This is a genomic window from Pseudomonas sp. KH_027 (assembly GCF_057838565.1).
The window spans coordinates 4,452,621-4,464,812 of the sequence record NZ_CM174470.1 but is presented as its reverse complement, the minus strand read 5'-3'; the positions used below and the strand labels follow the sequence as shown (position 1 = coordinate 4,464,812).

Here is a 12,192-nt window from a genome sequence, read left to right as displayed (position 1 = left end):
CGCGCGTTGCCGCGTACAGGACATACCGATGAGCCAAGCCGTAACCACTGCCAATAGCGTGACCAGCCTGACCAGCCTGACCGGGCTGCTGGTGCCGTTGGCGGATCGCACCTTGCTGCTGCCGAACGTTGCCGTGGCCGAGCTGATTCCTTACCGTGCGCCGCAGGTGACGCCGGGCATGCCGGCCTGGTTCTTGGGACAGATGCCCTGGCGTGACCTGAGCCTGCCACTGCTGTCCTTCGAGGCGGCTTCCGATGGCCAGCCACAGATCCGGCCGGGTGCCCGGGTGGCGGTGATCAACGCCTTGGGCGGTCGACCGAAAGTGAAGTTTCTCGCGCTGTTGGTGCAAGGGATTCCGCGCTCGTTGAAGCTCGGTACCGAGTTGCCCCGTGCCAATGTGCCGTTGGCTCCGCTGGAATTGGCGGCGGTCAGTTTCGGCGAGGACGTGGCAAGGATTCCTGATCTGGTCGCGCTTGAGCAGATGCTGGCGGATGCCGGTTTGATCTGAACCGCCTGCCCGTAAAAAGCCCGCCTAGCGCGTAATGCTGTTCACTTAAGCGGAGCAGCATTGCGGTTAACTGGGTAACGGGTCTTGGAAATTTTCACCGTCCTTGGTCGTGATGGCCTTGGACGGTGATCCAGAAACAACCCTCCGATGCCCGCCCGCAAAGCCGACAAGCGTCTACCTGTTGCCGACAGTGGATTGGCAGCGGCCATCACGATCAGCTGCACGGCGATGTACTGGCAAGCCGGCTTGAAGCGTATATCGGACGGGGTGCGTCCAAACGCTACCGCCGCCTGACTCGCCTCCCGACGAATGATGTTGTAGGCCAGCAGCAATCCCCAAACTTCCTGGTAGATCAGGTCAATCTTCTTGCTGCGCAGGGTTGCGGCATTCTGCTGCATGGAGCTTTTGATATCCCTGAAGCCCAGTTCAATTTCCCAGCGCTCCTGGTACAGCTCTGCAACGGCTTCGGCGCTGTAGGCGTCGGCCGGTAGCGAGGTCAGGACGGTTTTCACTTTGCCCTGCACTGCATAGCTGACTTCACGCACGTCCCAGTAGGTTGGTAGGTCTGGGTTACGCTTTCTCGCCTGCGGTGAAACCTTCATACGCAGCAGGCGATCCTGCTTGCCGTAACGGATCACCTCCTCGCTGATCAGGCCCTGACGAGCGGGGATCAACCAGTGTCGGTTGTCACCGGCCGTGGCCACTTTCAGCAGCAAATCAGCACTCCAGAAGCCTTTATCGAACAACGTGACCGAATGGTTGGGGATCTGTTGCAAAAACTCATCGGCCAGGCGCATTTCACTGCGCCGATAGGGGCTCAGCTGGGCATTCAGAATCAAATGGGAGCGCACATTCATCAAGGCTACAAGACGCATCATGGGGAAGGGCGTCTGGCGCTCGGTGGAGGTATTGCCAGACCCGAAATGGTCCCGTAGTTCAGGCGTATCGGGCGTGCGCATGAGTGCCCCGTCCACGGCAAAAACCTGCAGCCCCCGCCAGGTGTCATCGCTATAGCGTTCGCCTCCCCATTGGCTGCCAGTTTTGCGGAACAGCCACTCGACCGGCTCGGCGCCAAGCCGCTTGCGAGCCTCAGTGACACCACTTTTGGCCAGCAAGCAATCCGAAGCCAGTCCCTGGGCACAAATGTTTAGACGCCTGGCCACCTCATGGACAGGCTCATCGCGGAAGAGCGCCATGCCTAGCACCAGCCAGAGCACCTGATCGGCAGGTAGCCGACGACGGCGGATGGTGGCCTGAGAGGAAAGATCAAGCGCGGACGCCACCCACTCGATTGGGATGTTCTGGGTGAAGGTGCTCAGGTCGGAGAAGTTGAATAGCTCGCCCAGATCGAGCAGATGCTGTTGGAAAGACATAAAAAATCCGATACCAGGAAGACTGGCATCGGATTCTCGGGGAAGCCCGGCTGGCGTTCAAATGCTTAAGTGAACAGCATTACGCCTAGCGCGGGCTTTTTTCTGCCGGACGAATCAGAAGTCGCCCCACAGTTGTTGGGCCACGGCCAGCGCCACCACCGGTGCCGTCTCCGTGCGCAGCACCCGCGGGCCAAGGCGGGCGGCATGGAAGTCGGCCTGCTGCGCCTGTGCCACTTCCGCGTCGGACAGGCCGCCTTCGGGGCCGATCAGAAAGGCCAGGGTGCCGGGCTTGGCATGGCTGGCCAGCGGTTCGGCGACCGGGTGCAGCACCAGTTTCAACTCGGCCTGGGTCTGTTCCAACCACTCGGCGAGGCTCCGCGGCGGGTGAATCAGCGGTAGTTGTGAGCGCCCGCACTGCTCGCAGGCGCTGATCGCCACCTGGCGCCAGTGGGCCATGCGTTTGTCCGCGCGTTCGTCTTTGAGGCGCACTTCGCAACGCTCGCTGACGATCGGGGTGATCTGCGCGACCCCCAGTTCGGTGGCTTTCTGGATCGCCCAGTCCATCCGTTCGCCGCGTGACAAGCCCTGGCCGAGATGCACCTGCAACCTCGATTCCGCCTGACCCGCCAGGCTTTCAGCGAGATTGACGCGCACGCGCTTTTTGCCGACCTCGATCAGTTCGCCGAGGAACTCCGAGCCGGAACCGTCGAACAGTTGCACGGCGGCGCCTTCGCTCAGGCGCAGCACGCGGCCGATGTAGTGCGCCTGGGCTTCCGGCAGTTCGTGTTCGCCAAGGCTGAGAGGGGCGTCGATAAAGAAACGGGAGAGGCGCATAGGTTTAAGACGGTTTCCGAATGCATAGGCTGGGTAGAGCGTAGCGAAACCCAGCGGGTAAGGGGGAAAGCAGGGTTTCGCCAAGACGCTACCCGGCCGACACAGCGCTAGTTGTGCTTAGCCCGGGTCTCTGAAGTTCGGGTGCCGCCCGCTGACTGGCACCTGGATGTTGCTGCGGGTGGCGATGTCGATGCCTTCGCTGGCGACCTCGGCGAGGAAGTCGATCTGCTCCGGGGTGATCACATAGGGCGGCAGGAAATACACCACGCTGCCCAGCGGGCGTAGCAACGCGCCTCGTTCCAGGGCGTGTTGGAAGACCTTGAGGCCACGCCGTTCCTGCCAGGGGTACGGGGTTTTGCCGGCTTTGTCCTGCACCATCTCGATGGCCAGGACCATGCCGGTCTGGCGCACGTCGGAAACGTTCGGGTGATCGGCCAGATGCGCCGTCGAACTGGCCATGCGCTGGGCCAGGGCCTTGTTGTTCTCGATGACGTTGTCTTCTTCGAAGATATCCAGCGTCGCCAATGCCGCCGCGCAGGCCAGGGGATTGCCGGTGTAGCTGTGGGAGTGGAGGAAGGCGCGCAGGGTCGGATAGTCGTCGTAGAAGGCGCTGTAGACGTCGTCGGTGGTCAGGCAGGCGGCCAGCGGTAAGTAGCCACCGGTGAGGGCCTTGGACAGGCAGAGGAAGTCCGGGCGGATGCCGGCCTGTTCACAAGCGAACATCGTGCCGGTACGGCCGAAGCCAACGGCGATTTCGTCGTGGATCAGGTGCACGCCATAGCGGTCGCAGGCCTCGCGCAGCAGCTTGAGGTACACCGGGTGATACATGCGCATGCCACCGGCGCCCTGGATCAGCGGCTCGACGATCACGGCGGCGACGTCCTGGTGATGCTCGGCGAGGGTCTGCTCCATGGCCGCGAACATGTTCCGCGAATGCTCTTCCCAGCTCATGCCCTCGGGGCGCGTGTAGCAGTCCGGGCTCGGTACCTTGAGGGTGTCGAGCAGCAGCGCCTTGTAGGTTTCGGTGAACAGCGCGACATCGCCGACGGACATCGCCGCGATGGTTTCGCCGTGGTAGCTGTTGGTCAGCGTGACGAAGCGCTTCTTCGTCGGCTGCCCACGGTTGAGCCAGTAGTGGAAGCTCATCTTCAGCGCGACTTCGATGCAGGACGAGCCATTATCGGCGTAGAAGCAGCGGGTAAGGCCTTCCGGCGTCATCTTCACCAGTCGCTCGGACAGCTCGATCACAGGCTGGTGGCTGAAGCCGGCGAGGATCACATGTTCGAGCTGGTCGACCTGGTCCTTGATGCGTTGGTTGATGCGCGGGTTGGCGTGGCCGAATACATTGACCCACCAGGAGCTGACCGCGTCGAGGTAGCGCTTGCCTTCGAAGTCCTCCAGCCACACGCCTTCGCCGCGCTTGATCGGCACCAGCGGCAGTTGTTCATGGTCTTTCATCTGGGTACAGGGATGCCAGAGCACGGCAAGGTCGCGCTGCATCCACTGATCATTCAGGCCCATTTCAACTCTCCTCGGAACTCAGACAAGGTCCAGCGCAAGCCCGCTGGACTCAAGGGCGGCAAAGACGCCCGGCAAACCGTTGCGCAAGCCTATGCAATGCCCGGGCGCGGGACAACCCGGATTGTCGTTTCGACGCGCGCCGGCGTCCGACGGGCACGCCTGGCCCGGTCTCGGAGGCTGGCGTATCCTGCGCGCCATTAAAGGCTGCGCAGATCGCGGGGCGATTTCTTGGCTGGTTGGGGAGTTGGGCATGTTGCAAGTTGGGTTACGCGCGCTGGCGTTGTTAACACTGGGGTTGTTCGGCGTGGTCGCGCAGGCCAAGGACAAACCACCCAGTGCCATAGTGGTGGGCGCTGGCCTGGCGGGGCTGACCGCCGCCTACGAGCTGCAGCAAAAGGGTTGGCAGGTGACGGTGCTGGAAGCCAAGCCAAGTGTCGGTGGGCGTTCGGGTCTGGCCACCAGCGAGTGGATCGGCAACCAGAAAGCGCAGCCGGTACTCAATGCCTACCTCGACGGTTTCAAGCTGAAGACGCTGGCGGCGCCGGAGTTCGTGCGCACGCCGAGCTACCTGATCGAGGGTCAATACTTCACGGCCGCCGAGCTGGCGCAAAAGCAACCGGCGACTGCCGAAGCACTGAAGCGTTTCGACAAAAGCCTCGATGAGCTGGCCGCCTCCATCGGCGATCCGCAAAATCCTGCGGCCAACAGCACCTTGTTCGCCCTCGATCAGATCACCGTGGCCAAATGGCTGGACAAATTGGAACTGCCCGGCACCGCGCGCCTGCTGGTGAACCAGCGGATTCGCACGCGCTATGACGAGCCTTCGCGCTTGTCGCTGCTCTATCTGGCGCAGCAGACTCGGGTCTACCGTGGTATTGACGACCGCGACCTGCGCGCTGCCCGCTTGCCGGGTGGTAGTCAGGTGCTGGCGCAGGCTTTCGTCAAACAGCTGAAAACCATCAAGACCGGCGCACGGGTTTCGGCCATCAGCCAGAACCCGGATGGCGTGGTGGTCAAGGCCGGCGCGGTGGGCTACAGCGCCGATTACGTGGTGCTGGCGGTGCCGTTGCGCGCCCTGGCGCAGATCCAGCTGACGCCGACCCTGGATACCGCACACTTGGCGGCGCTGAAGAGCACCAACTACGGCTGGCGCGACCAGATCATGCTGAAGTTCAAGACGCCAGTGTGGGACAGCAAGGCGCGCCTCTCGGGTGAAATCTACAGCGACCAGGGTCTGGGTATGTTGTGGATCGAGCCGGCCTTGAAGGGCGGGGCCAATGTGGTGGTCAACCTGTCCGGCGACAATGCGCGGCTTTTGCAGGCGTTCGGCGACAAGCAGATGGTCGACCAGGTATTGATCCGCCTGCACAAGTTCTATCCGAAGGCGCGCGGTGCTTATACCGGCTATGAGATCCGCCGTTACAGTACCGACCCGGCCACCGGTGGCGCCTACCTGGCGTTCGGTCCGGGGCAGATCAGTCGTCATTGGCGTTTGTGGGAAAAGCCGTTGCCGCGCGTGGCTTTCGCCGGCGAACACACCGACGCGCTCTACCCGGGCACCCTGGAAGGTGCCTTGCGCAGTGGCCAGCGGGCGGCTCTGCAGGTGCAGGATTTGCTGGCCGGCAAGGCGGTCGAACCAGTCAAGCCTGTGGTGGTCGCGACTGAGGCGGACAAAGCCAAGGCCGGCGGCGACAAGCCGGGTTTCTTCTCACGGCTGTTCAAGTAACGCCCCTGGGTTGCGCGGCCGTACGGGTCGCGCCCCTGACCTTTGATCCCCGCTCAGGCGCCCCTCGGCCGCTTGGCACTGAACTTCAACCTCCCGCGGCACACTAAACCAGGCGTAGTTCTGCTTGGTGTATCAATCGTATTTCTCGATATTTCAAAGCAGTATTTTCCGCTTTAAATCGATAGATATGCCGCTAACCTTACTCAATCGTTTTTTCACGGAAATCTCTGTATGCAACTGCGCAACTCTTCCTCTCGTTATGGTCTGGTCAGCATCCTGCTGCACTGGGGTATTGCGTTGGCAGTGTTCGGGTTGTTCGGGCTGGGTCTGTGGATGGTCGGCCTGGATTACTACAGCCCCTGGAATCACACCGCCCCGGAACTGCACAAAAGCATCGGCCTGGCACTGTTCGCGGCCATGCTGCTGCGCCTGCTCTGGCGCTTTGTCAGCCCGCCGCCGGCGGTATTGAGCAGTTACAGCCGGTTGACCCGCCTGGGTGCCAAGGTCGGCCACAGACTGCTGTATGCGGGCCTGTTCGTGCTGATGGTCTCCGGCTATCTGATTTCCACCGCAGACGGCCAAGGCATCGAGGTGTTCGGCTTGTTCAGCGTGCCGGCCACGATCAGCGGCATCCCCGGCCAGGAAGATGTGGCCGGTCTGGTGCACGAGTACCTGGCGTGGGCCCTGGTAGTTTTTGCCGGCTTGCATGCCTTGGCGGCACTGAAACATCACTTTATCGACCGCGATGCGACCCTGGCGCGCATGCTCGGGCGCAACCCGGATTAAACCCCAATCGCACAAGGAACCTTGCAATGTTGAAGCACCTCACGATGAAGAAAACCCTGGCTGCTCTGGCCCTCGGTACTGCGCTGTTGGGCGCGGGCCAAGCCATGGCGGCGGATTACGCGATCGACAAAAAAGGCCAGCACGCCTTCGTCAACTTCAAGATCAGCCACTTGGGTTACAGCTGGCTGTACGGCACGTTCAAAGACTTTGATGGCAGCTTCAGCTTCGATGAGAAAAACCCGGAAGCCAGCAAGGTCAATGTCACGCTGAACACCACCAGCGTCGATACCAACCACGCCGAGCGCGACAAGCACATCCGCAGCGCCGATTTCCTCAATGTCGGCAAGAATCCGCAGGCGACTTTCGTCTCCACCGCGGTCAAATCGACCGGTACCGGCACTGCCGATATCAGCGGCGACCTGACTTTGAACGGTGTGACCAAGCCGGTGGTGGTCAAGGCCAAGTTCATCGGCGAGGGTGATGATCCTTGGGGCGGCTACCGCGCAGGCTTCGAGGGCACTACGACCCTCAAGCTGAAAGACTTCGCGATCCAGAAGGATCTCGGCCCGGCATCCCAGGAAGTCGAGCTGATCATCTCGTTCGAAGGCGTGCGCAAGTAAGCCGCGCGGCCTGAATGGAAAACGCCGGCCCTGTGGCCGGCGTTTTTGTTTCTGCAATCCGGCTGCCAGCCCCGTCGCGGGGGCTGGCGGTATGGCGTGTCGATCATCCCCACACTCTGCATGTGAAATGTGCGCCGCCAGACAAAGAAACACCGGCACAGGGCCGGTGTTTTCGGTGCAACGCTTGGCTTAGGCTTCGCGGTTGCGGGTCAGCAGCGCCGGCTTCTCGCCACGGGTGCGATTTGGCAACTGATCCAGTTGCTCCAGCTGCTCGGGCGTCAGCACACGGTCAATCTTCGACTCCTTGTGCACGATCCGCGGTTGGCTGTCGCGCGGGCCTTTCACGGCCGGTTCCTGGCGCAGCTGGTCGTCACGACCGGGGCCACGGCCACGGGAGTCGTCACGGCGCGCCTGGCCGGAGCCATTGCGGCCGGGTTGGCCCTGGCGCTTGCCCTGGCCACCGTCACGCGAGCCGGCTGGCTTGCCTTGGCCCTGGGGCCGTGGCGCCTGGCCGGCAGGCCGTGCGCCGCCGAGGCCAACGCCGTTGCTGGCACTTGGGCCGCTCGGTGCCGCTGGGGCGCCGGGGCGCCGGCCACGGTTCTGCTGCTTGTTCTGGTGCGGGCTGACATAGTCGGCACGGTTGCCGAAGTTGTCGATTTCGTCATCCAGAAACTCGTCCGGCGCGCGGTCGGCACGCGGTGTGGGCACGGCACTCGCGCTGGTGCGTGGTTGACGCTGCTCGCGGGCGGGTTGCTGCGTGCGGGCCTGAGCCGGGCGCGCCTGGGCGGCGGATTTGTCCTTGCCTGTATCCTTGCCTTTGTCCTTGCGCCCGCTGCCGTGACGCTCACCACCGCCACGTGGGCTGTTCGGGTCACGCGGTTCACGCGGGCCGCCGCGTTGGCCACGTACGTCCGGGCGCTCGCGGGCTTCCGGCTTTTCAGCTTCCACGGTGCTGGCATCGAAACCCAGTAGGTCGCCATCGGCGATCTTCTGTTTGGTCATGCGCTCGATGCCTTTGAGCAGCTTCTCTTCGTCCGGCGCCACCAGCGAGATCGCCTCGCCGCTGCGACCGGCCCGGCCAGTACGGCCGATACGGTGCACGTAGTCTTCTTCGATGTTCGGCAGTTCGAAGTTGACCACGTGCGGCAGTTGGTCGATATCCAGGCCGCGGGCGGCGATATCGGTGGCGACCAGAATCCGTACGGCGCCGGCCTTGAAGTCGGCCAGGGCTTTGGTGCGGGCGTTCTGGCTCTTGTTGCCGTGAATCGCCACGGCTGGCAGGCCGTGCTTGTCGAGGTACTCGGCGAGGCGATTGGCGCCGTGCTTGGTGCGGGTGAAGACCAGCACCTGTTCCCAGGCGCCAGCGGTCACCAGGTGCGCGAGCAGGGCGCGCTTGTGGCTGGCCTGCAGGCGGAACACGCGCTGTTCGATACGCTCGACCGTGGTGTTCGGCGGAGTGACTTCGATGCGCTCGGGGTTGTGCAGCAGCTTGCCGGCGAGATCGGTGATGTCTTTCGAGAAGGTCGCCGAGAACAGCAGGTTCTGGCGCTTGGACGGCAAGCGGGCGAGGACCTTCTTCACGTCATGGATAAAGCCCATGTCGAGCATGCGGTCGGCTTCGTCGAGGACCAGGATCTCGACGTGCGAGAGGTCGACGCTGCCTTGCCCGGCGAGGTCGAGCAGGCGCCCGGGGCAGGCCACCAGCACGTCGACGCCGCGGGCCATGGCTTGCACCTGCGGGTTCATGCCAACGCCGCCGAAGATGCAGGCGCTGACGAATTTGAGGTCGCGGGCATAGACCTTGAAGCTGTCGTGCACCTGGGCGGCCAGTTCACGGGTCGGCGTCAGCACCAGCACGCGCGGTTGACGCGGGCCGTGGCGACGTTCGCGATCCGGGTGACCGTTGGGGAACAGGCGCTCGAGGATGGGCAGCGCGAAGCCACCGGTTTTACCGGTGCCCGTCTGGGCGGCAACCATCAGATCGCGACCTTGCAACACGGCGGGGATAGCCCGCTGTTGCACTGGAGTGGGCTCGGTGTAGCCAGCTGCCTCAACGGCGCTGACTAAAGCCTCGGAGAGACCGAGGGAAGCAAAGGACATGAGTAATCCTGTCTAGTTAGGGCGTAGCCCAATGGGATGATCTTGCCAGACTCGAAACGCGTTTAGGGGCGCGATCCCGTCCGGTCCTGCTGGGCCGCGGGGGCCGAGCGTCCGGGCGTAAGCCTGGCGGGAAGCCGGAGTATAACAGAGCGGCGAAACTGCGCTGCTTTCCTGCTGCTCAACGGTTGGTCGGTGTTGCATGCGTTAATGGACAGTACAAAACGGCAGTCGTTCCGGCCGGGGTGTGGCCGCCAGTTGGGCTGACATACGCGGGCTGGCGCGGCATGGTGAGCCCAACGGCCGAGCCCTGCCCGGCTTTGGGCGGCAAAACCTCAGCGTGGCAGCTTGAGGTTGTTCCAGATCGCCAGGCTGGGTTCGGCCTGGTTCAGGGTGTAGAAGTGCAGCCCCGGTGCGCCGCCTTGCAGCAGGCGCTCGCACATGTCGCTGATCACCTGTTCGCCATAGCACTGGATGCTTTCGATGTCATCGCCGTAGGCTTCCAGCTGCTTGCGCACCCAGCGCGGAATTTCCGCACCGCAGGCGTCGGAGAAGCGCGCCAGCTTGCTGTAGTTGGTGATCGGCATGATGCCGGGCACCACGGGAATGTTCACACCCATCTTGCGTACGCGCTCGACGAAGTAGAAGTAGCTGTCGGCGTTGAAGAAGTACTGGGTGATGGCACTGTCGGCGCCAGCCTTGGCCTTGCGCACGAAATTGGCCAGGTCGTCTTCGAAGTTGCGCGCCTGGGGATGCATTTCCGGGTAGGCGGCGACTTCGATATGGAAATGGTCACCGGTCTCTTCGCGGATGAAGCTCACCAGTTCGTTGGCGTAGCGCAGTTCACCGCTGGCCATGCCCATGCCCGAAGGCAGGTCGCCGCGCAAGGCGACGATGCGTGTGATCCCGGCCTGCTTGTAGTGATTGAGCAGGGCGCGCAGGTCGGCTTTGGAGTCGCCGACGCAGGAAATGTGCGGTGCGGTTTGCACCTTGGTTTCGCTGTCCAGCTGCAACACGGTGTTCACCGTGCGGTCGCGGGTCGAGCCACCGGCACCGTAGGTGCAGGAGAAAAAATCCGGGCTGTAGCTGGCCAGCTGATGAGCAGTGGCGAGCAGTTTTTCATGGCCAGCGTCAGTCTTGGTGGGGAAGAACTCGAAGCTGTAACGGCGTTCTTGAGACATAGGAATTCTCTTCAGCGACAGGGCGTAGGGTGGGTTAGCGCCGCCTGTCACCAGAGCAAGAGCATGCTGTGGTCAGTGCGTGGCGCGTAACCCACCAAGGTTATCGATGGGCTACGCCGCTGCGCGGCTAACCCATCCTACGCATCAGTAGCGGTAGGCGTGCGGCTTGAACGGACCTGCCTGCGGCACACCGATGTACTCGGCCTGCTTGCTGGTCAACTGGGTGACGACGCCGCCGAAGCCCTTGACCATTTCCAGCGCGACTTCTTCGTCGAGCTTCTTCGGCAGCACTTCCACGGTCAGACGCTCGGCTTTTTGCGCGGTCGACAGGTTGGCGAACTTCTGGCCGAACAGGAAGATCTGCGCCAGCACCTGGTTGGCGAAGGAGCCGTCCATGATCCGGCTCGGGTGGCCGGTGGCGTTGCCCAGATTGACCAGGCGACCTTCGGCCAACAGGATCAGGTAGTCATCGTTGTGCGGATCGAAGCTGCCGGCACCGGTGCGGTGGATCTTGTGCACCTGCGGCTTCACTTCTTCCCAGGCCCAGTTCTTGCGCATGAAAGCCGTGTCGATTTCATTGTCGAAGTGGCCGATGTTGCAGACCACGGCGCGTTTTTTCAGGGCGGTCAGCATGTTGCTGTCGCAAACGTTGACGTTACCGGTGGTGGTGACGATCAGGTCGATCTTGCCCAGCAGTGCTTTGTCGATGCTGGCGGCGGTGCCGTCGTTGATGCCGTCGATGAACGGCGAAACCACTTCGAAACCGTCCATGCAGGCTTGCATGGCGCAGATCGGGTCGACTTCGGTGACCTTGACGATCATGCCTTCCTGGCGCAGCGACTGGGCCGAGCCCTTGCCCACGTCGCCGTAGCCGATCACCAGCGCCTGCTTGCCGGACAGCAGGTGGTCGGTGCCGCGCTTGATCGCATCGTTGAGGCTGTGACGGCAGCCGTACTTGTTGTCGTTCTTGCTCTTGGTCACCGAGTCGTTGACGTTGATCGCCGGGATTTTCAGCTCGCCCTTGGCCAGCATGTCCAGCAGGCGATGCACGCCAGTGGTGGTTTCTTCGGTGACGCCGTGGATCTTGTCCAGCATCGCCGGGTATTTCTTGTGCAGGATCTCGGTCAGGTCGCCGCCGTCGTCGAGGATCATGTTGGCGTCCCATGGCTGACCGTCTTTCAGAATGGTCTGCTCGATGCACCACTCGTACTCGGCTTCGGTCTCGCCTTTCCAGGCGAATACCGGGATGCCGGCGGCGGCGATGGCGGCAGCGGCCTGGTCCTGAGTCGAGAAGATGTTGCAGGACGACCAGCGCACTTCGGCACCCAGGGCAACCAGGGTTTCGATCAGTACGGCAGTCTGGATGGTCATGTGGATGCAGCCGAGAATCTTCGCGCCTTGCAGCGGCTGTTCGCCGGCGTACTTGTGGCGCAGGCCCATCAGGGCTGGCATTTCGGATTCGGCGATAATGGTTTCGCGACGGCCCCAAGCGGCCAAAGAAATATCCGCGACTTTATAGTCGGTAAAAGCAGCGCTCATGCTGTAA

9 protein-coding genes and 1 pseudogene are annotated in these 12,192 nt (G+C 62.7%); 4 read left to right on the top strand and 6 right to left on the bottom strand.

Translation table 11 applies throughout. The annotated features are described in order from the left end of the window. Positions 1-28 precede the first annotated feature (28 nt). Positions 29-508 carry a chemotaxis protein CheW gene (locus AC3IYG_RS20915; RefSeq protein ID WP_489311391.1) on the top strand — a complete coding sequence of 160 codons (480 nt, stop codon included), beginning with the start codon at positions 29-31 and terminating at the stop codon, positions 506-508. 41 nt (positions 509-549) lie between these two features. Here the strand turns inward: AC3IYG_RS20915 and AC3IYG_RS20910 are convergent, their stop codons facing one another. The 3 genes from AC3IYG_RS20910 to AC3IYG_RS20900 form a co-directional block, all read right to left on the bottom strand. Beyond that, positions 550-1,881, bottom strand: a complete 1,332-nt coding sequence (locus AC3IYG_RS20910; RefSeq protein ID WP_489309617.1) for an IS4 family transposase — start codon at positions 1,879-1,881, stop codon at positions 550-552. A 114-nt stretch (positions 1,882-1,995) separates the two neighbouring features. Continuing rightward, on the bottom strand, positions 1,996-2,715 hold the full coding sequence (locus AC3IYG_RS20905) for a 16S rRNA (uracil(1498)-N(3))-methyltransferase (protein WP_489311390.1): 720 nt from the start codon (positions 2,713-2,715) through the stop codon (positions 1,996-1,998). A 117-nt stretch (positions 2,716-2,832) separates the two neighbouring features. Next, positions 2,833-4,236 carry an adenosylmethionine--8-amino-7-oxononanoate transaminase gene (locus AC3IYG_RS20900; RefSeq protein ID WP_489311389.1) on the bottom strand — a complete coding sequence of 468 codons (1,404 nt, stop codon included), beginning with the start codon at positions 4,234-4,236 and terminating at the stop codon, positions 2,833-2,835. 250 nt (positions 4,237-4,486) lie between these two features. Between AC3IYG_RS20900 and AC3IYG_RS20895 the strand changes: the two are divergent. The 3 genes and pseudogenes from AC3IYG_RS20895 to AC3IYG_RS20885 all read left to right on the top strand — a co-directional run. Continuing rightward, a pseudogene (locus tag AC3IYG_RS20895) lies at positions 4,487-5,956 on the top strand (flavin monoamine oxidase family protein); the annotation flags it as partial. Positions 5,957-6,193: 237 nt separating this feature from the next. Continuing rightward, positions 6,194-6,748, top strand: coding sequence for a cytochrome b (locus AC3IYG_RS20890; protein WP_489311388.1), 555 nt, complete (start codon positions 6,194-6,196; stop codon positions 6,746-6,748). Between the two features lie 44 nt (positions 6,749-6,792). Beyond that, a complete protein-coding gene (locus tag AC3IYG_RS20885) occupies positions 6,793-7,368 on the top strand; it encodes a YceI family protein (protein ID WP_489313973.1) in 576 nt (191 codons plus the stop codon). 189 nt (positions 7,369-7,557) lie between these two features. Here AC3IYG_RS20885 and rhlE2 read toward each other — a convergent pair whose 3' ends face one another. The 3 genes from rhlE2 to ahcY all read right to left on the bottom strand — a co-directional run bounded on the left by rhlE2 (position 7,558) and on the right by ahcY (position 12,185). Then, a complete protein-coding gene (rhlE2, locus tag AC3IYG_RS20880) occupies positions 7,558-9,468 on the bottom strand; it encodes an RNA helicase RhlE2 (RefSeq protein WP_489311387.1) in 1,911 nt (636 codons plus the stop codon). Positions 9,469-9,800: 332 nt separating this feature from the next. Further along, positions 9,801-10,646 carry a methylenetetrahydrofolate reductase [NAD(P)H] gene (gene metF, locus AC3IYG_RS20875; protein WP_489311386.1) on the bottom strand — a complete coding sequence of 282 codons (846 nt, stop codon included), beginning with the start codon at positions 10,644-10,646 and terminating at the stop codon, positions 9,801-9,803. Between the two features lie 144 nt (positions 10,647-10,790). Continuing rightward, positions 10,791-12,185 (bottom strand): adenosylhomocysteinase, encoded by a 1,395-nt coding sequence (gene ahcY, locus AC3IYG_RS20870; protein WP_489311385.1) that lies wholly within the window; start codon positions 12,183-12,185, stop codon positions 10,791-10,793. Between the last annotated feature and the right edge of the window lie 7 nt (positions 12,186-12,192).

Excerpts from the sequence above, each read along its gene's own strand:
- AC3IYG_RS20915 (WP_489311391.1), top strand. The coding sequence starts at position 29 with ATGAGCCAAGCCGTAACCACTGCCAATAGCGTGACCAGCCTGACCAGC.
- AC3IYG_RS20910 (WP_489309617.1), bottom strand. The coding sequence starts at position 1,881 with ATGTCTTTCCAACAGCATCTGCTCGATCTGGGCGAGCTATTCAACTTC.
- AC3IYG_RS20905 (WP_489311390.1), bottom strand. The coding sequence starts at position 2,715 with ATGCGCCTCTCCCGTTTCTTTATCGACGCCCCTCTCAGCCTTGGCGAA.
- AC3IYG_RS20900 (WP_489311389.1), bottom strand. The coding sequence starts at position 4,236 with ATGGGCCTGAATGATCAGTGGATGCAGCGCGACCTTGCCGTGCTCTGG.
- AC3IYG_RS20890 (WP_489311388.1), top strand. The coding sequence starts at position 6,194 with ATGCAACTGCGCAACTCTTCCTCTCGTTATGGTCTGGTCAGCATCCTG.
- AC3IYG_RS20885 (WP_489313973.1), top strand. The coding sequence starts at position 6,793 with ATGAAGAAAACCCTGGCTGCTCTGGCCCTCGGTACTGCGCTGTTGGGC.
- rhlE2 (WP_489311387.1), bottom strand. The coding sequence starts at position 9,468 with ATGTCCTTTGCTTCCCTCGGTCTCTCCGAGGCTTTAGTCAGCGCCGTT.
- metF (WP_489311386.1), bottom strand. The coding sequence starts at position 10,646 with ATGTCTCAAGAACGCCGTTACAGCTTCGAGTTCTTCCCCACCAAGACT.
- ahcY (WP_489311385.1), bottom strand. The coding sequence starts at position 12,185 with ATGAGCGCTGCTTTTACCGACTATAAAGTCGCGGATATTTCTTTGGCC.